Source organism: Chitinophaga sp. YR627, from assembly GCF_900114995.1.
Classification (GTDB): Bacteria; Bacteroidota; Bacteroidia; order Chitinophagales; family Chitinophagaceae; genus Chitinophaga.
Genome location: NZ_FOUX01000001.1, coordinates 331,360 through 351,076, shown reverse-complemented (window position 1 = coordinate 351,076; position 19,717 = coordinate 331,360). Strand labels below are relative to the sequence as shown.

The following is a 19,717-nucleotide window of genomic DNA, read 5'->3' as shown; positions in this document are numbered from 1 at the left end:
CAACGGCTAAAAAAGATAAACTTTATATAGACATCCGGCTGGCCCAGTGATTGTATACATTCACCGCACCCACAGAATGGAGTATTTGTGATAGCTGTGAATACAATATTAGCACAATTATTCACTCGATTTTAAGTAATGTGCACAGGACGCCAAATCATGTGCACAGGACGCCAAAACGTGTGCATGGGATGTAAAAACGTGGGTTTAGCAATCCTTTCTTTTATGTGATACAATGTAGTTTTGATATTTGTTATCTTACGTTAATCCTACGTTCAGGAACGTAAGATTAACGTAGGATAACAAATATCAAAGCGGCATCTGACAACTATCCTTTTTTCACCTGCTCCATCTGTCTGACAATCGCCCATCCTTCTGGTGTAATACCCATAATCTCAGTAACAACACCTAAAGCTTTATATGTATCAAAGAAAGCCATTCTTGCAATAGGATGGTCCACTTCACTGACCACCGCATAGCCCTGTTCGCGGAGACTACCGGTGATCTGTTCGAAATCGCTGACAGGCAGTCGATAGGCGACGTGTTGGATACCTCCTTCGGGATGACGCTCCAGATAATCATGAAACATACTTTGACCAGAAAGTGGTTGCACAAGTTCGATAAAAGCACTGCCATTATGTGTCTGTGTGGTTAACCATTCAGCAGCTACCACCTTGCCATAATAGCTCATATCCAGGTCCTGTGCCCGCACATGTTCTTCTTTGGGGAATCCGGCAATACCAAGCGTATCTGCAAGGAATTTAATGGCTGTTGCAATATCAGGAACTACCCAGCAAATCTGGGCCATTTCAAGTCCGGCGGTTATTTTACTATTCGTGATCATGTGTGCTGCTGTTTAGATGAACGACAGCACTAAGTTAAAACGCGGGTATGTCTTCGGTGAGGGGTATCTGCGCCAATATCAGGGTTGTTTGCGACTATTTTTCGCTCAGCATATGCGCCAGGATAGGCGCGCATTTCTCTTTACAGGGCTGATAAAATTCTCCGTGTTTCCACGTGGCTGATTTGGGGGATAGACCCCACCAGAACTCCGCTAAAGCCAGCGGTTCCAGCTGATGATAAAAAGCATATTGCAGCAGTTTGGGACCTGCGCACTCTCCTGCTCCTGCAGGTGGCTGTTTATACCCCTGCGTAGTGAAAATATCTACCAGGTTCTTAAAACGACCTGCTTTATTCCTGAAATTATATTCCTCAAAGATCCGGCGTTGCAATGCGATAGAATGTGTTTTACGCAACTCTTTCAGACGGATGATCTCGGATTTATGATCAACCGTATTTAAGGCTATCAGGGCGGCTATTTCGCCATTGATCTCTGTCAGACGGGTCATACCTGCATTGAGAAAGCCACCTTCTTTTAAACCATCGAATACAGGATCAACGAACTTATTATGATGGTTCCCATTGGCCAGTTTACCGGAAAATGCAGAAAGGTAGCCGACTGCGCCATCGCTGTCTTTCACCACCAGTACTCCAAACATTTTACCGATCACAGCACCATTTCCGGCACTGTTCAGCCCGAAATTATGCGTCCACTCAGTTTGCTGCCGGAGGTGTTCCTGTAGTGCCATAGCGGCCATTTCACAAAGCGGGTGGATCGTATTATTCAACTGGAAGTGCAGTCCTGCTGCCATCGCTGCTGCCTTTTCCTGATCGTCAAAGCGACAGAAAGCAGTGGCTGCTGCCAGACCGGACAATTCCGGTTCTGCTGGATATCGGGCATTGGCTCCCGCGACGGCTGTGGTGTTCACGCTAAAGATGGCTTAAAAGCCGCAAAGTTACGGAATTCCCACGAGGATGTTGGCTAGCTGCCGGTTGACCGCAAATTACCGGCGATATCGAATGTCATACGATAATTGCGTCTTGCAGCAGGTATAATGACATACCATTCCGTTACGTGTACAGCTTTCATCTGTGTGAAATAGACATGTTGCGTCCCTTCTGCGCCTTCAATGTCTTTTGATTTTTCCATGGCAATATCATACACTTTCTTTGCCGTACTGAATTTTATGTCATGCAGGGGCATCAGGAGCATTTTAAGCGGAAAATGTGTATTAGTACTGATCTTCACAGGCTTTTGTATCTCCCAGTGCCCGTTACTGTAAGTGTATGTATCGACATTCTCTGGTTTGTCAGGGTCCTGCAGATCCACCGATATCATACCTCCCTGATAATCGTAGAAATAAAGTCCTGCCAGAAAGAACAGTTCTTTCCCTTTCAGATGAGGCATCTCATACAATGCCTGCTGAATACTGTCCAGCTTTGCAGCATCTTCGAAAATGCTGCTGAATTCCTGCTCAGAAACAGCCGAAAAGACAGAGGAAGAAGAAAACGTAACAGTCGACGAGCTACTGCTACCAACCGGTGATTTTTCTTTTTTCCCGGCAACCGGATGTATCGTTTCTTCGAAACTGCTGCGGATCTCTTTACACGACGCGGTCAATAACGTCAATGTCAGAAAGATGATGTGCTTATAGTGTAAGGTCTTCATAAAATACAATTTGCTCAGGTGCTTCTGGTAAAAACAGGATCTCTCTGGGGCCTGTAGAGAGTTTGTGAACATCCAGCAGGGACACGATCTTTTTATAAACAAGATGCCGGTTATTATGCTGATGGTCGCTGTATTCCATTTCAAACTGTATCTGTGGCTGTTCATTGAAATACGTCCCCGTTTGCCTGTAGCTCAATATATTGGCAGTTGTCTTCATACCATACATGATCATGCGCAGGGGATCTTTTGAATCACCGGACGCCTTTCCTATGAAGCTTAACAAACACCAGATAAATAAACCCGTCCCGATGTTTATCAACGGTACGGAAATCCAGGGATGGGAAAGTGTGAGAAAACGCCAGCCACTTCCCTGACTTTCCTGATAATAGGAAAAAACGGGGTAAACGATCGCCACTAACAGAAAAAAGAAAAAAATGATGGCGTAGACTGATACCCTTCCCCTGTTACGTACCACCTGCATCTGAGCGGGGACCAATGTGATTTCCTTTCCCCGCACACTTACTCTCATATCAATCGTGTTTCCTGCTTCAAAGCGTTTTTCAAGGGGCCTGCCGTCATTTAACTCATATAACATCTCAACAGGTGTGCCCGCCAGGTTCTCAAACGCCAGTCTCAGTTCGAGTGCAGGCGTTCCATCACCGATAACGCCGGTCTGCATTTTCCGGACAATTTTTGCTGTAATGGGACTCCCTTCGTCCATACTTTTCTCCAGGCGTCGTTTATCGGTAAATACGCTCCGGATAAAAAAACGGCCAACCAGGCCTATCAATATCAACCAGCTGACCACACCAAGGCCAAGATAAAAAAAGGCCATTGCGGCATTTTCCTGGGGTTGTCTGTCCGAACTGTCAGCCACATAATACAGGAAAGTCGGCAGCACAACTGTAAATCCAAGTGTGTAAAATGACCAGAAAGAAATTGCGAAACCGGGTTTCATGATGATCTGTTTATCTCATTATTAAAGGTTGGTTACCATCCGCACAAAGATGAGCAGGTATTATCCAATAACAATCACCACCCCAGCTACAGACTATCGCAACAGCGTCTACAAAACGACTACAGACCAAATAACTTATTAATAAACAAATAATTACACATGAAACCGCCGATAGTATTACTAATTATTTCACATTCTTTCTTCCTGCTTTATAGTAATTTGCTGATATGAAATCCATGTTGTCGCTATTTATCTGGCTGGCCTGGTTCAACTCCTTTGCTCAGACCAGGACCTCCGATAGTATACGATCAGTTGTTGCCTCTACCATAAATGAACAGGAGAAAACTGTTTTATTGATCCGGGCCGGGGAGTTTTACCGGGTTAATAAAGAATATACCCAGGCGATGGAAAGTGCCCGGCAGGGTATATTGATCTCTTTGAATATAAAAGACTTTACCCTGGCGACCAAAGCTTACCTGGTGTTATTGAACAGTATGATCAGTGCACAGGAGCTTGGCCAGATAAAACAGGTGAGCGACACCCTACTTTTGATAGCCGGGAAAGCTGACAATCCCCTGGCTATGGCCTATGCCTATTATGGGCAGGCCCTGCTCTTCAAAACACTTGATCATCCGGAATCAGTGCTGGAGTACTGTCAGATGGCACTGACCGCACTGCAAAAAAATCCTGATCCCTACATCGCCGCCAAGATCTACTATCAGCTGTACGCCATCCATTCAAACTGGAATAACGGGGACAAAGCATACTATTATGCCCATCTTGCTATGCAGCATGCTTCAAAAACGACCGATTACAACCTTATCAGCAATTGTTATAATGCCATGTCAACCGCCTATGAGTATAAATATGAAGCACATCAGGAACAGACAATGCTTGACAGTATTCTGTTCTATCTTGATAGATCAGAGCAGCTTTATTTAGACCATCCGGGAGAGGTGAACAACTACGCCTATGCAATAAGTTGTGTTAATCTTGCCAGCTATTACCTGCGCTTCGGCACCTCCATTGACAACCATGCACAATCACGGGGTGTTTACTATGCCAGCAGAGCAAGAGCAGTCCTGAAAAACGCCCCGAATAGTCAGGAAGTGATCGCCAGCAGTCTTGGCATTCTGAGCGAATATGCCAAACGGGAGGGAAAACAGGCAGATGTAGAGCGCTATTTACTGGAGGCCTACCAGGTCATGCAAACACAACAGCCTCCCTATTACTATACAATGATCAATGTAACAAAAGGCCTGGCTAATTTCTATGAAGAACATGGAAATTATCAGCGCGCACTTCAATTCCAGCAACTTGTTAATGAATACAGCAGCAAAAGTTTTGATCAGCAGAAAGCATTAAAAGCCCAGAAACTTGAAATAGAATATCAAACAGAAAAAGCCAATAGTGAAGTGCAGTTCCTGAAAGAGCGGGAAAAAAGTCAGCAGCAGAAAAACTTCCTGTATATCTGTGTGACCATCGTATCTATTCTTTTCCTCTTATTCCTGTTCCGCTCCTATCATTTCAGATTGCGCTATTCTTTGCAACGTGAGAAACAGCTGGAACTGGAGAAACAGGACGCCGCGTTACAGCTGAGGTTTGAAAAGGAAGAACAGGCGAGACTCAAGGCAGAACAGCAATTGATGGAACTGCAACAGCAACAGCTGAAAAAGGAAGTAATCGCCAATGCTTTACAACTGGAACATAAAAATCAGGTATTGTATGACCTGAAAGACAGACTGGCCGAAGGAACTGAAGTGAATATGCAGAAAGTGCTGAAGGAAGAGCTGATACTGGATGATGATTTCGAAGTGGCCAAATTGCAGATACAACAGGTACATGCAGATTTTTTCCAGCTCCTGAATGAGAAAGCACAGCGGAAACTGACCTTACTGGACCTGAAACTTTGTACCTACCTTTATCTTCAGATGGATACACGACAGATCGCGCAACGCATGCATGTAGAGGCCAAGAGTGTCAGGATGAGCCGTTACCGGATCAAACAAAAACTGGGACTTGAAAAAGACCAGGACCTATATGCCTTTCTGCAGGGTTTACTGCCGCCACCTACTTCCAGATCTGAGGTAATCCCCCCTTCCCATTGAGCGGATCTGTTGCCGGCACCGGCAATGCTGCGATATTCTTATCCGCCTTTGGCCGCTCTCCGGCTTCTCCCCGGTTCAGGTCCCAGCTCCTGCCCTCGGGATAAGCCCCCACTATACCCAGATTGTCACTGCCGAGGTTCTTATGTCCTACGCCAGCCGGGATTACAATAATATCCCCTGCCTGTACCTTTACCTTTTCACCACCTTCACCGCCTAAATGCAGTAAGGCTTCCCCGGAATAGACGCCTAAAACCTCATGTGACGTACTGTGATAATGATGAAAAGGATACACCCCATTCCGCCAGGAATTGGTCCAGTTTTCCTTTGCAAACTGTTCCTCCAGCCAGGCGGCACCTTCACTTCCCCTTTGCTTAAACGCATTGCGGTAAAGTAACAAAGGGTATTTGTTGTTGGGGATCTTCCCGTCATCCTTAAAAAAGAATTGCTGCGCTTCCATATTGACTGATGCAAAAAGTTTTGAAACCGGCATTGTGGCGGCTAAACCCACGATACCTATGAATTTTTTTCTGTCCATATGAGATGTCTTATTAATGATAAACAAACAGGAAAAGTAATGCCCGATACCAATGATGAATCATGTTGGTATCGGGCATTTATTTTTATGCTGACGGGTCTCCTTTTATCGCTTCAAGCCAATATCCTGTCTATCCGGGAGACCAATGAGCGTTCTTTTGTGTTAGTTATCGATCTCTGCGGACTGGCTCCAGATATTAATATGCCCGTTCTGTGCATATTTATCGATCTCTTTCAGCTCCGCATCTGTAAATGTGATATTCTTTAACGCACCTACACAATCAATCACCTGCTGCGGCTTGCTGGCCCCGATCAATGCGGACGTTACCGCTTTTTGTCTCAGTACCCAGGAGATCGCCATCTGTGCTAATGTCTGATTACGTCCTTTTGCAATATCATTCAGTGCTTTGATATTCTGCATATTCTCCTCACTCAGGAAACCCTGTTGTAATGACTTACCCTGACTCGCCCTGCTGTCAGCCGGAATCTCTTTCAGATATTTATCTGTCAGCATACCCTGTGCCAATGGTGAAAACACGATGGAACCCAGTCCGGTGTCAGTTAAGGTATCCAAAAGGCCATCCGTTTCCACCCATCTGTTTAACATCGAATAACTTGGCTGATGGATAATGAAAGGTGTACCCAGCGACTTCAGAATAGCGTATGCCTCTTTTGTTCTTGCGGTATTATAAGACGACACCCCTACATACAAAGCCTTACCTGCGCGGACAAGCTGGTCCAGCGCCAGCATGGTTTCTTCCAGCGGCGTATTGGGATCATAGCGGTGCGAATAGAAAATGTCGACATAGTCTACGCCCATTCTTTTCAGGGACTGATCACAGCTGGAGATAACATATTTCCTGCTGCCCCATTCGCCATATGGACCCGGCCACATACGGTAACCTGCTTTTGAGGAAATCACCAGTTCATCCCGCAGACCAGCAAACTCTTCCCTGAGTATTTTACCAAAGGCGATTTCTGCGCTACCTGGCTGCGGACCATAGTTATTGGCCAGGTCAAAATGCGTAATACCCAGGTCAAAAGCAGTTGTGCATATTTCTACTTTGCGGCCATGTGCAACATCATCTCCGAAGTTATGCCAGAGCCCCAGCGAAATAGCAGGTAACTGCAAACCGCTGTTCCCGCAGCGATTATATAACATATGATCGTAGCGATCGTCTTTAGGTGTCCATTTCATGTTTATTCTTTTTGATCAGTTTTCGGGGCCTATTTTACTATTTTCCCGCCATATATGCTACCTATTTTTCCGGATAGCCGTACTTCCTAAATAAGCTTCGCATTAACAGCATAAGCCAGCGCCTCTACTACATTGCTGACTTCCAGCCGATCAAAGATCCGTCGCCGGTAATATTTGACAGTATCAGGCGCAACAAAGATCTTTTCTGCGATCTGGTTAATACTGAGCCCCTGGGCATGTAGCCGCAACACTTCCACTTCCCTTTCCGTGAGCATAGGTTTTTCTGACTTACGCCAGGCTTTCGCTGCCACATTCAGCTCCCACGTCTCCCCCGAATTCTGTCTGTAGATGCGCGCATTACCTGCGGTCTGGTGATGAGACAGTGACACAACACACATGGCTTTCCACATCTTTCCTTCAGGACTCAGAAAAAGCGGCGTCAACTTGTGATTGATCAGAATATGTTTACCTTCTTTATTAACAATGTGAAAATCATACGTAATACTAAAGTCTTTTCTTTCAGCAACAGGTACATTGGCATAAAAGTCAAACCCCACCTCATTGATCAGGGTCAATAGTGCCAGGTCCTTTTCAGGCACATGCCGGAAGTAAAATTCATACCCCAGCTGTAACACTTCTTCCGCAGAGAGACCACACAGGAACAGGGGATTGTCTGAGACATACTCAAATGACATATCCGTATAATCGATCAGGTATACACTCTCGTAGGTCAGACGGGCAAAAGCCTTCACCACTTCCAGATAATGCTGATCCTGTATACCCGTTTCCGGAATTTCACCCAGCTTGTTCTTTGTCAGGAGGCCTGAATGGGGATTATTTTTCATTTAAAGCTTTAAACAGCCCTAAATTTACACTGTAGTGTAGGGTTTTACAAATTTAATACACATCCCAGTCATCCAGGATGATCGGGGCGGGCCTGTTGAAATGCAAACTGAAGAAACCCAGCATCGCCTTATAAAAGACAAGCTGATTCGCTTCTTTCTGAAAGCCATGCCCTTCATCATATTTCACCATATAAGGCACCTCAACGCCCCTTTTTCGTACAGCCTCTACGATCCGGTCAGACTCCAGGATATTTACCCTGGGATCATTAGCCCCCTGTACAACAAACAGGGACGCGTTGATCTTATCCGTATGATAGATAGGAGAAACGGCCCGCGCGATCTTTGCTTCCTCCGGATCATCCAGGTCATACCAGATATCCTTCAGCATATCTTTTAAAGGTTTCCAGTACACCGGAAAAGCGTCAAAAAAGGTAAAGATGTTGGAGATCCCTACATAGTCCACCCCTGCCTTATACAGATAAGGCGTTTTGATCAGTCCCATCAATGTAGCGTATCCACCATGACTACCACCATAAATACCGATATTGTCCCGGTCAGCCCAACCCTTGTTAATGACATAATGCACCCCGTCTTCCAGGTCATCCATGATCTTACGACCGGTTTGCTTAAACCCTGCACGGAAAAAGTTCAGTCCGTATCCGTCAGACATACGGAAGTTGATATGCAAAGTGGCATAACCTCTGCTGGCAAACAACTGGGCCTCCGGATTAAAGCCCCAGGTATCACGGATACCATGAGGGCCGCCATGCGGATTGACAATCAGCGGGACTTTCTTCCTTTTTGAAGCACCTGGAGGTAGTGTGATATACCCATGTATCGTTAGTCCATCCAACGATTTAAAGGTAATCGGGCGCATCACCGCCATATCCTCCTCCTTCAGCTGTGGCATCAGATCACACAGGAGCGCGATCTTACCCGTCTTTGCATCAAAATGATAAAATCTGCCGTATAAACGATCGCTGCTCACTTTCACCAGGTACTGATCTTCATTTTCGGTCTGTGCAGCAATCTGGAACTGATAACCTTTAAACTGGTGCTTTAACTTTTTATAGATGCTGTTGAAATGTTTACTGACCGGTTTAATAACATGCTGCTCTCCTTCATAATCTATGTAATCAATTTCCCAGTTCCGCTTTCGCGATAAAGCAAGGCTGGACACATCATAGTCTTTGTCGGCATACACTTCTCTGATGATCTTTCCTGCTTTCAGGTCATAGAGCACGATACGTGCTTTATCTGCCTCAAGGTTCGTCAGCACATAGGCTTCATCCGGATTGGCGGATGCATAGTTAAAGGATAAGATCACAAATTTATTGTACCAGGGAGTGGTCTTTACCAGTGTGTAATCCTTCGCATCTTTTGATTTATAGAAGTACTGCATTTCCGTCCCGTTATGCATTCTGGAGAATGCCCGAAGGTTGCCATCCTTATCAAAATCATACCCATTCACAGGGTTGGTCAGATCGTCATTCTCATACAACCTGACCAGTTCACCTGTGTTAACGTTGATTTTATAAGGCTCGAAATTCTGCGGATTGTCTTTGTTCATAGAAACAATGATGAAGTCTCTATGCTCTGGCAAACGTTTTAATATCGTGGCCCGTACACCTTCGTAAGGCGTCAGGTCCATATTATCCGAACCGTCTGTATTCACGGCATATAAGTGATAGTTCTCATTACCGCCATTATCCATCATATATAACAGCCGGCTATCTGATGCCCAGCCATATCCGATGATAACATGCTCTGTTTCTTTGAGGGCACAGGCAGTTTTACCCGTACTCACGTCTCTGACCATCACATTACTTTTACCATGTTCATCACGTTCTCTGAAGGAAATATACCGGCCATCAGGCGATAGCTGAAAATCTGATGATTGTGGATGCGCAAAATAGTCTTCTACATTATACCTGTAGTTCCCTATTGACGCATCGATCAATTCCTGTAACTCTCTCTCAGAAGAAACCAGAGCCGGATTACCCGGCCTGGTTGATCCCGGTTGACGGGATATCTGAGCACTACTGATGACTATACTAAACGTACCTATTATTAAAAGAACAAGTTGCTGTTTCAAATATCTTTTGGGTTTATTCTCGATTAAGAATCACATTCACAAAACCCTACCAGATCTCCTTCATACCGACCAATAAAAGTCCATTCTTTTCCAGAAGCTTTTCTGAAAAAAGTATTTATATAAAAGAAAGCTGAGTGATGATTACAGGATGGGGCCCCGATACCCTGTATTTAGTTGCAGATCTGGCAGGGAATAGCTGGAGGTTATAACAGGTTAATCTTAAGAAATGGAAGATTACTTATACTTGATAAAAGTGGCCTGCACCTTTTTCACCTTGATATTGTTCGTTACGGAACCGCCGGTATAGGTATTGTTCTTCTTGCCATTCTCAATGGAGCCAAAATCACTTTTCTGGCTACCTGTCACTTCCTCCGTCAGTTTCATGATCACACCATCTGCGCCCTTGCCTTTGCCCAGATTGATGACCTTCTCCTGTACCGCGTTCAGCGAACTAAACCCCTGCCCAACATCTGATGTACCCATTACTTCATACGGCTTTTTCACATCAGCTGCATCCAGATAAATATCGACATTCTGTGTTGGCGTATAGGTTTTACCAAGATAAGCAGGTCCTGAACATGCTGTAAGTAATGAAAGCATGAGCACTACACCTGATTTAAATAATGATAACTTTTTCATTTTTTGAGTTGTAAACTGATTGTTTGGTTTTTAAATAATTTATTGCTTGCTATATTAAACAGACTCTCCCGGGTCTGAGTCTTCTTTGTTTTTATTGGTGATCACCTTGTCCAGCATTTGTCCCATAAAACCGTCGCGGTAGGTTTGTCCGATAGGGATCTGGTCTTCAGTAAACTCCAGGTGTACCATATTACCATGGATCATAATGATGAAAGGAACTGCGATGATGAAAGACTTATGGATGCGCAGAAAGCGGTCACCAGGTAGTTTCTCCTCTAAGCTGCCGATATTCAGCTGTGCCATCACCTGCTCTTTCTCACGGGTATGAAAACAAACATACCGTCCCTTCCCTTCGATATAAATGATGTCGTTCACATTTATTTTCAGCAGTTTTCCCTTATACTCTGTCTTGACCAGTATAAAATCATCTGTTTCCTTTTTAGGACTTGCTATCGCTTCCTGTGCCCGCTGTACTGCTTTCAGAAAACGGGGAAAGAAAATAGGCTTTAACAGGTAATCCACCACATTATGATCATATCCATCCAGCGCATACTCTCTGAAAGCTGTGGTCAATATCACCTTATACTTTTCGTTCAGCAATTGCAACAGTTCTATCCCTGACATACCCGGCATCTGAATATCCAGGAAAATGAGGTCTACTTCCGTCTGATTTAGCAGCTGCAATGCCTCCACAGGATTCGTAGCCGTACCTGCCAGTTTCAGAAAAGGCGTTTGCTCAATATGCAGTGTCAGCAATTCTATTGCATGCGCTTCATCATCTACAACAATACAATTGATCATGACTTAAAGGTTAATGATGATCTCGTTTGAATAAAAATTTTCGTCTTCTTTAATAACAAAAGATTGCTTCGCGCCGTACATCAGTTGTAAACGCTGCTGTACATTACTCAGACCAATACCTTTGGATGGTTCTTTCGGGCCTTTCTTTTTCTTATTACTCACCCTGAAACAGATCCTGCTTTTAGTCACGTTCAGCTCAATACACACCTGGTGCTGTTCATCATTCAGATCACCGTGCTTGAATGCATTCTCTACAAGCGTCACGAGAGCCAGCGTAGGCACATGTACATCCCCTTCTTCCACATGCTCCTGGTATCTGATATGCAGCATATGATTAAACCGGATCTGGTTCATTTCTATCACCTTCTTCATATGATCCACTTCCAGCGTTAGCGGCACTGTTCCCAGTTCTCCCCAGTCATCCAGGGCATAGCTCATGATCTCTGACAACAGGTGTACTGCGTGTGCGGCTTCCGGACTCGTTTTCAACGCCTTTGTGTAGATAAAACTGAGCGAGTTAAACAGGAAATGCGGATTGATCTGATAGCGGATAGCTGAAAGTTCTGCCTGCAACTTCTGCTTCTCCAGTTCCTCTTTTCGCCGGTGCATTTCATTGGATGTTATCAGCGTGGCAAAATAAACAGACATCATCACCATTATGACATCCAGGATGACCGCGGTGATCAGAAAAGTACGTACCGAAATGTGCGCACCTTCTCCGATGTTGGGATTACCCGTTTTGAAATTCCAGAAATACTCATATACTGTCAGCAATACCAGAAACAACAGACACTGTACCAGTGCTTTTTTCCATTTCCTGGTTTGTACTACCGGTAGCGCCAGGTGATAGATCAGGATATAATAAACGATGGTCCCTTTGATAATCGAATGACCAAAGTTGAAATAAACAGCCTGGCTGCCACCAAATTGTCTGATGGTCGTTTCCGGCCCCTGTAGTCCGATCAGAAACAGGAATACCGCCACACTCCAGGTCGTATAAATCGCCAGGATGATCAATATCTGCCGCCAGTGTTTCCTGACAGGCGTCAACATGCCAATATCTTTTATGTTCATATAGATCTTTCTGTAAATAGTAGTAGCTGCTGATGCTCCTTTGAGCGCGTCGTTACATGCACATTTACGATGCAATATTAGGCCATCTGCTGTTGCCGGTAAAGTATTCTGCAACAACAGGCGGATTACTGACATCAACAACCTGATTCCTGCCATTTTTATCCGTACGGATGCTATAAAACCCCTATAACAAGATAAGTTTTAACCTTTTGCTCTTTTTGCTGTTAATATGCGGGAATACCCCGCACCTCAAAAACCATTAGCTCCTGAATTATTGCGACCATATTCTCTTCTATTCACTAACGATCTAAAACTACATTATGAAAAGGATTGTATTAATTGGTAACAAATCCTGGGAAGTAGAACCTATTTTAAATGCCCTGTTGAATGTAAGGATCCGTCCTGTGGCCCTTCCCAATCCGACACAGCTCCACTACCCATGGACTTTTGCACAAGGCACTGCAAAGCCCCGGGCGGTATGGGATTCATTCCGTCAGACGACCATTGAACTCTGGTGTATACAGGACATTATGGATGCCAAATGGAATCCCTCCAGTTCCCAGGGTAAACATGAATGCCTGCCGAAGATCCTGGCTTACCGCTCTGAAAAACCAGATATCGTGGTAGCGCTGGGTACTGCAGCCCTCGGTCTGAATGGTGGTAATAACAATGGTTGTGTAGTACTGGGCAGCAATATCTTCATCCACAACTATCATCCTGACGGACAGAATCCGGAGAGCGTATGGGATGATCCTGCTAATTTTGAAAAAGTGCTGCATTCTACGGTAAATCCTGCCCTCTTCCAGTTTGATACCAATACGATCCAGCTGATAGAACAGCGTTTACTCAAACCTTACCTGAATCCTTCCGCCAATATCAGCGTACTATCAGATAAAGACAATATTGGCGTCAGTGTTGTGAATATTACCAATTACGCCGATTATGCCAATTCTGATGAAAGCGGGTTACAGCAACTGGCTGACACCGGCAATACATTACCGGTTGGCTCTGTAGAAACCACACATGGCGTTATCCGCCTCTTATGTGATGCCCCATTCTTCTTTATCTCCGGTATTACTGACCGGGTGGGACATTTTGCAGATGATGTGAACGGAAAAGACGCCAATGGCAATGTAAAAACAGAAGCACAGAATTTCACCGCCGCTTACAATATTGGTGTGTGCCTGAGCTACGTTATTCCTGAACTGGTAACACTGGTGGCACAGACACATGCAAAGCCATCCAAAGCAACAGCAGAAGCCTGATCAATACCACCACATCGATAAGCTATAAAAGTAAAAGGACAGGTACTTCACCTGTCCTTTTACTTTTGCCCGATCCCTGCCAGGTTGTCGTTATAATATTTACACTGGTTTTTTCAAATATTACCTGCGCAGTAAATCTGCCAATACCACCGCCTGGTTGTGTGCTTCATCTCTGGCGCCATATAAAAGCGTGATCTTACGCTTCGTCTGCACCAGTTCCTGTAGTTCTTTCCAGGCGGTGTTATCCTTTAACTCGTCTTTATATTTCTTTTTAAATTCAATCCACTTCTCCGGGTCATGACCAAACCAGGTCCTTAACTTCGCAGAAGGAGCTACCTCTTTACACCACTCGTCAATCCCGGCAGCCTCTTTTTTAATACCTCGTGGCCATAAGCGGTCTACCAGGATACGGTATCCATCATCCGAAGCGGCAGGTTCATAAATTCTTTTGACAGCGATCTTCATAGTAACAGCTTTATTGGCGCTTATCGTCGGCCAGGTACGCGTTCCTCCATCAGCTTTGCCTGCATGGCATCCAGCGTTTTTCTTTGCTGCTGCCATTCATTGATATTTCCATTCACGATCAGCACTGTTCTTTTCTGTGTTGCCGCAACAATGGTGCCTATCACCCCGCCCACAACAGCTCCCGCAAGGGCTACACCCGCCATATCTTCCCCTACAGAAGTCTCCAGGTCGAAATAGTCACTGCCGCTGTTAAGCGACTCGTGTGCGGCCAACCCTGTTATAGCGCCCGACAATGTGCCTATGATCCCGCCTATTAAGATTGGATGCCCGAAAGATCGTTTTGTTTTAATGGTACCGATATCCCTTACCAGTACCTCAACCGGTCTCTCGCCACGCCGGAGTTGTACAGAGCTGTCTGTAGCAGCGTAGAAGTTTCCTTTGGCGATTAAGTAACCATGTTGATCAAATACCCTGATGAAAAGGTGTTTAGCCCCCAGCGGACTTATATAAAAGAACAACAGGAGCAGCAGCAACAGGTAAAAGTTCTTTTTCATAACCAATATTTAGAAGTACAGATAAATGCTGCAGAAAAAACGTTGTGGTCCTGGAGTTTAATAAGATATGACGATCGGTTTGAGGGATACCCGTATTTTGGGGGAAAGTTGTTACAAAGATAAAGATTATATTTAGCTGCCGGAAATCCGGTCCGATACCCTCAAAACAGCCGGATCAGGTTTATCGCCCCTTTTGTTTGTCTGATGTGAATGTTTAAATCCCGTTTTTATACACCTCTAAGCATATACTATGACTACCAAAACCGTTCAATTTGAAGTGAACGTTAAAGACGTTGAGATCACTTCAGGAACTTATGAGATTGTGCATGCTATCGATGGACAGCCCTCCCATCATAAGACTGCTTTTAATGGTAACAATTTCCACGCTGACATTGATACAAACAGCGCCGCTTATTTTGTTGTCACCGTGTCCATACACAGCTACCGGCACAACAATACAGCACACACAGTAAAAGACAGGCCGATTACCCTGCTGGCCACCTTTCACCTGCCATCTGTCCCACATTCCGTAGTGATTTGTCCGGAATCTGCTATCGCATCCGTCTATACGTTCGCCCGTATGACCACCGTTGGAGATGAAGGCTGGGTACATATGCGTGGTACGGAACGGAACATGAAGATCGCCTATGGGATGAAGCAGCAGTTTTATCAGACGGGGGGAGGTATTGCAGAGATGATCAAAAACTCCCCTAACGGTTTTGAGACGAACAGCTACCCGATGTTCAATTCGCTCTGTAACCTGTTCTACTACTGTCTGATCAATGAAAAGACGCATGGGGACAAGCGCTTTTACGATCAGTTCCTGGACTATGCCTGGCATGAAAAAGACAGGCCTAATCACAATTTCCTCCAGGCACTCCGGAACATGCTGTATGATCCCTGTACGCATGCGGCGGAGATCTATCACATGCTGGCAGATAAGAAAGAAGTCTATCCAGATTCTCTTACGTCCATGCATGTACCGGCAGACAAAAAGGCCCCGGATCAATGGACGCTCACATTAAAAGCCAATTCCTCCGGAGCAAAGAATTTCATTCCTGCCGGCGCTGCATTTGTGGTATTTGATGCAGATGACAATGCCTGGATAGCAAACAACTTCAGGGCGGGTAGTGCGCTCTCCGGCACCCATTGTCCGGTGTATAAATACGACGCAACACCAGCCAGCTTCTCTCCTGTACAGGGAGGCGGATTGCTTGGCGTTGCCTTTGGAGTGGCAGTAAGTCCGGACAAACAACTGATCTCCTTTGGTAATTTCGGCTGGGGGCCGGAACTGAATAACCCACAGGAAGGGAGCATTTCCCGGTTCCACTATAAAGACGGTAAACCGGTGAGTCCGCCGAATGGCTATACCCTCGGCCTTTCCCGTGTGCAGGGTATGGAATATGACAAAGCCGGTAATCTCTGGATGGCTTCTGTCGGCTGCCAGGACCCGTTTGCACCTGCCAAAACAGGCGTATACCCGTTTGAAAGTCAGCCAAGTGCGGTTGTGGTATACCTGAATGGGGATCCTTCCGCAGAAAACGTTGTGATCTGTGATCAGTTTCCTGTCAAAAAGCACTTCCTGTCTGAACCCGAACTGACCCGTACCCCTTATCTCAAGATCTTTGATGTAACACCTGACCATGCAGGCAACGCCTACGTTTCGTGTATCGGGAACTATGATAAGGACAATCCCGGCAATTGTGCGCTGTCCGCTGTCTATAAAGTGGCACTGGAGGGCAAAAAGCTGGTAGTTAAAAACGCGTGGTTCAGCGATTATTACAGTACGCAGAACGACCAGAGAGGATTTGAGTCCTTACGGCAGGTTACTGTAAATGCGAAGGGAGAAGTCATCGTTGTAGGCGTTGCCAGTAGCAGGGCGACCATCCTTAGTAATGATCTTTCTCATGTGAAAGGATACTATGACATTAATACGTATGCACCCTGGGGCGTCAGGATCGATCAGCACCAGAGCGTCTTTCTGGCCAATTTCGGCCATGAAAAGGCTGATTATGCCAATGATGAAACGCTCGATATAAAAGGATCTTTTGGTGTTACGATGCTGCGAGATCCGGAACGCCCTGAAACAGCCAGACTCCTGACGGTGCCGACGGGTGGTGCAGAAGTAACACTGGCAAACGGGCATCCTTTATATGGCACACAGACCAGACCGGTCGTTGTGGATGGAAAACCTTCAAAGGTCGATGTAAGGATGCGGTGTCATCAGCCTATTATGCGCTTAACCTCTACCAATATAGACGGTGCGGGCAATCTGTGGTGTATGAATAACTGGAAACCTTCAGCGGTTATTGATGTGGTTGATAATCCTGGTGGAGATGGGGTGGTGATCTTTCTGGGGATTGCAGAGCCTGAATAAGGCTGGCTGGGGATGATAAGAACAATAGGTATTTACATAATTTCATATCCGGCTGTTAATCTCAGTCGGATATGAATTATATTCCATGCATTTAAACAAAACTTTCGTTTTGTTTAAAGAACTACTATTTGGCGGTGGTGATCTTCGTAACGTTGATCGCATTAAATCCACGTGGACCTTTTTCACGCAGGAAAGAAACTCTGTCTTTCTCCTTTACAGGATGCGCTAACTGATTCATGTGAAAGAACACGCTCTCTTTCGAACTATCATCATTGATGAATCCAAATCCTTTGGAAAGGTTAAAAAAAGAAACTACTCCTGTTCTTGTGGGATCTTCTTCCGGTCGGGGAGTTGCTCCAATATTAATATCACTCAAAGCGATCTCTCCTGCATTGCCACTTGGCGGGACCGGGCTGAGATTACCGTTTTCATCTACGTAAGCCAACATGTCTTCCAGCGATTTGCCTTTACTATTGTTGGCTTTTCGCTCTTCTTTTCTCTGGGCTTTGTCTTGTTTAGCCTTAGCTTTTTTATTTCTTAACTCTTTTTTGGAAAAGGACTCACTCATATTTTTCTGGTTTAATGATCCTGCAATATCGCAGACGGCCATTCTACGGCCTGATGAAATAATATAATAACGATTATCAGTTGCTATCTCATGATACTTTTTGCAGATATATTGAATTGCATGCTGCACAAATAACATATTTACACTGCGCGACAGCTATCAACATATAAATAAAATCATATACACGTTATCCGTATTCTCCTGGTGACAGACCAAATAATACACATACCTGCCCTTTCTTCATGGAGCCTGGTCTTAATGACCGTAGTAAAGATGCTGTTAGATAAGTACTTTCTGTAGTCTGGCTACCTGAATTACCACGTAAATAGTCCTCATTACTACGTTTTAGTACGTGAAAAGGCAGCTGGAAAAGCGCAGACTGAAGAAGAAAAAAGAATAATCCTAAATCAGAAGAAGCCTAGGCAATAGCCTGATATTCATTGAAGGTACGATTTTTAATCTAATTTAAGTCAGAAAGTATGAAGTATTGAGTAAGGGTACTAAATGAAGAATCCGCCCTGTAGTGTCAGACACCACAGGGCGGACCCGCATAAATGTATAGTAATAAGCCTGTTGAGATGTCCTTAGGACAACAAATTCTTCTGAATATACTGGAAGCTCTCCTTAATAGACCCGATTTCGTCCGGCTTGTAGTTATTCTCGTGTTCAACGAAGAAATGCTTCATGCCGGAAGTGGATGCTTTGGCGAAGATGCGTTTGTAATCGATACTACCCTTACCTACTTCCGTATTCTGGTCGCGGTTCACCTTGTCCATATCTTTCACGTGCCACATTGGGAATCTGCCCGGATGTTTTTCGAATAAAGCAACCGGATCATTACCGGAATGTACAGCCCAGTAGAGGTCCAGTTCGAATTTCACCAGCTTAGGCGATGTTTCTGCCAGCAGGATGTCATAACCGGTAGTATCACCATACTTCGTGAATTCAAAATCATGGTTGTGATATGCCACTTTCAATCCCGCAGCTTTACACAGTTCAGCCGCCTGATTGAGCTTTGCAGCTATCTTTTTATAGTCGTCAGCACTACTACGCAGCTCCTCTCCCAGCCAGGGCACTACAAGGTATTCAGCACCGATGATCTTTAATGCCTCAATATTGGCTTTCAGATCAGCAGTATCACCGTCTTTTATGAATTTGTCGATACTTACGTGACCACTGATGGCGGTCAGTCCGTTTGCCTTCAGCAGGGCTTTGAACGCTTTAGGAGACAGTCCCCAGAATCCGGATTGTGGGTTATAACCATAAGTTTCAACCTCTTTATAACCGGCAGCTGCGATCTGTCCGATAACACCTTTTACGTCCTTAGGCAGCAAATCACGCAGCGTATACAGTTGGATACCCACTTTCTTTACCTTACCTGAACCGGCAAAACTAGCCAGTGAAGGTAACAACAAAACGCTTGCAGTAGCGAGACCCGCCTGTTTGAGAAATGATCTTCTTGAATGCATTATTATTCGATTTACTAGATGCGGAAGATAACAGTATTTGTGATATTATGCAAGATATGTGATTAGTTACCCACATCGGCCAAAATCTGTTTGCAGTCTGTAATGTATATTATATCTTTGCCGCCCGGCATTTTAGCCGCAAATGATCTTTTATTCTTAGCTCAGAAGGTAGACTGAATAGTGGCCGGAAATTACTTTAAGCTGTAAAATCCTTTATAAACGAGTGACTCGTAGTGGCTGCATACCACTCTCTCACTT

18 protein-coding genes are annotated in these 19,717 nt (G+C 44.9%); 3 read left to right on the top strand and 15 right to left on the bottom strand.

Annotated features, from left to right (window positions below):
* Window positions 1-328 precede the first annotated feature (328 nt).
* From BMZ72_RS01045 to BMZ72_RS01030, 4 genes are all read right to left on the bottom strand, one after another.
* On the bottom strand, window positions 329-844 hold the full coding sequence (locus BMZ72_RS01045) for a VOC family protein (protein ID WP_089804384.1): 516 nt from the start codon (window positions 842-844) through the stop codon (window positions 329-331).
* A 94-nt stretch (window positions 845-938) separates the two neighbouring features.
* Window positions 939-1,769: a pseudouridylate synthase gene (locus BMZ72_RS01040; protein WP_089804382.1), complete on the bottom strand. Its 831-nt coding sequence runs from the start codon at window positions 1,767-1,769 to the stop codon at window positions 939-941.
* 53 nt (window positions 1,770-1,822) lie between these two features.
* Window positions 1,823-2,509: a hypothetical protein gene (locus BMZ72_RS01035; protein WP_089804380.1), complete on the bottom strand. Its 687-nt coding sequence runs from the start codon at window positions 2,507-2,509 to the stop codon at window positions 1,823-1,825.
* Window positions 2,490-3,467, bottom strand: a complete 978-nt coding sequence (locus BMZ72_RS01030) for a hypothetical protein (RefSeq protein ID WP_089804379.1) — start codon at window positions 3,465-3,467, stop codon at window positions 2,490-2,492. Before BMZ72_RS01030 ends, BMZ72_RS01035 begins: the two co-directional genes overlap by 20 nt.
* A gap of 227 nt (window positions 3,468-3,694) precedes the next feature.
* Here BMZ72_RS01030 and BMZ72_RS01025 point away from each other — a divergent pair, with 227 nt between their 5' ends.
* Complete coding sequence (locus tag BMZ72_RS01025; protein WP_089804377.1) at window positions 3,695-5,575, top strand: helix-turn-helix transcriptional regulator; 1,881 nt, start codon at window positions 3,695-3,697, stop codon at window positions 5,573-5,575.
* On the opposite strand, the gene BMZ72_RS01020 is transcribed toward BMZ72_RS01025, so the two are convergent.
* The 7 genes from BMZ72_RS01020 to BMZ72_RS00990 all read right to left on the bottom strand — a co-directional run bounded on the left by BMZ72_RS01020 (window position 5,538) and on the right by BMZ72_RS00990 (window position 12,896).
* Window positions 5,538-6,110: a cupin domain-containing protein gene (locus BMZ72_RS01020; protein WP_089804375.1), complete on the bottom strand. Its 573-nt coding sequence runs from the start codon at window positions 6,108-6,110 to the stop codon at window positions 5,538-5,540. The two genes, BMZ72_RS01025 and BMZ72_RS01020, sit on opposite strands and share 38 nt — an antisense overlap.
* 162 nt (window positions 6,111-6,272) lie before the next feature.
* A complete protein-coding gene (mgrA, locus tag BMZ72_RS01015; protein ID WP_089804373.1) occupies window positions 6,273-7,307 on the bottom strand; it encodes an L-glyceraldehyde 3-phosphate reductase in 1,035 nt (344 codons plus the stop codon).
* Window positions 7,308-7,393: 86 nt separating this feature from the next.
* Window positions 7,394-8,152, bottom strand: a complete 759-nt coding sequence (locus BMZ72_RS01010) for a response regulator transcription factor (RefSeq protein WP_089804371.1) — start codon at window positions 8,150-8,152, stop codon at window positions 7,394-7,396.
* 52 nt (window positions 8,153-8,204) lie between these two features.
* Window positions 8,205-10,247: a S9 family peptidase gene (locus BMZ72_RS01005; protein WP_255373072.1), complete on the bottom strand. Its 2,043-nt coding sequence runs from the start codon at window positions 10,245-10,247 to the stop codon at window positions 8,205-8,207.
* A gap of 234 nt (window positions 10,248-10,481) precedes the next feature.
* The gene (locus BMZ72_RS01000; protein ID WP_089804369.1) at window positions 10,482-10,886 is read right to left on the bottom strand and encodes a hypothetical protein; all 405 of its coding nucleotides are present in this window, start codon (window positions 10,884-10,886) and stop codon (window positions 10,482-10,484) included.
* A gap of 54 nt (window positions 10,887-10,940) precedes the next feature.
* Entirely contained in the window at window positions 10,941-11,687 is a 747-nt protein-coding gene (locus BMZ72_RS00995) for a LytR/AlgR family response regulator transcription factor (protein WP_089804368.1), read from the bottom strand.
* Between the two features lie 3 nt (window positions 11,688-11,690).
* Window positions 11,691-12,896, bottom strand: coding sequence for a sensor histidine kinase (locus BMZ72_RS00990; RefSeq protein WP_177222642.1), 1,206 nt, complete (start codon window positions 12,894-12,896; stop codon window positions 11,691-11,693).
* A 185-nt stretch (window positions 12,897-13,081) separates the two neighbouring features.
* Between BMZ72_RS00990 and BMZ72_RS00985 the strand changes: the two genes are divergently transcribed.
* Window positions 13,082-14,026, top strand: coding sequence for a hypothetical protein (locus tag BMZ72_RS00985; RefSeq protein ID WP_089804364.1), 945 nt, complete (start codon window positions 13,082-13,084; stop codon window positions 14,024-14,026).
* Between the two features lie 120 nt (window positions 14,027-14,146).
* On the opposite strand, the gene BMZ72_RS00980 is transcribed toward BMZ72_RS00985, so the two are convergent.
* Both BMZ72_RS00980 and BMZ72_RS00975 read right to left on the bottom strand, forming a co-directional pair.
* Entirely contained in the window at window positions 14,147-14,491 is a 345-nt protein-coding gene (locus BMZ72_RS00980) for a DUF488 domain-containing protein (RefSeq protein WP_089804362.1), read from the bottom strand.
* A gap of 20 nt (window positions 14,492-14,511) precedes the next feature.
* Window positions 14,512-15,045, bottom strand: coding sequence for a hypothetical protein (locus BMZ72_RS00975; RefSeq protein WP_089804360.1), 534 nt, complete (start codon window positions 15,043-15,045; stop codon window positions 14,512-14,514).
* A 250-nt stretch (window positions 15,046-15,295) separates the two neighbouring features.
* On the opposite strand from BMZ72_RS00975, the gene BMZ72_RS00970 reads away from it, so the two are divergent.
* Window positions 15,296-17,422 carry a hypothetical protein gene (locus BMZ72_RS00970; protein WP_089804359.1) on the top strand — a complete coding sequence of 709 codons (2,127 nt, stop codon included), beginning with the start codon at window positions 15,296-15,298 and terminating at the stop codon, window positions 17,420-17,422.
* 124 nt (window positions 17,423-17,546) lie between these two features.
* Here the strand turns inward: BMZ72_RS00970 and BMZ72_RS00965 are convergent, their stop codons facing one another.
* Together BMZ72_RS00965 and BMZ72_RS00960 are read right to left on the bottom strand one after the other, a co-directional pair.
* Window positions 17,547-18,119: a cold-shock protein gene (locus BMZ72_RS00965; RefSeq protein WP_255373071.1), complete on the bottom strand. Its 573-nt coding sequence runs from the start codon at window positions 18,117-18,119 to the stop codon at window positions 17,547-17,549.
* 455 nt (window positions 18,120-18,574) lie between these two features.
* Window positions 18,575-19,459 carry a sugar phosphate isomerase/epimerase family protein gene (locus tag BMZ72_RS00960; RefSeq protein ID WP_089804357.1) on the bottom strand — a complete coding sequence of 295 codons (885 nt, stop codon included), beginning with the start codon at window positions 19,457-19,459 and terminating at the stop codon, window positions 18,575-18,577.
* Window positions 19,460-19,717 lie beyond the last annotated feature (258 nt).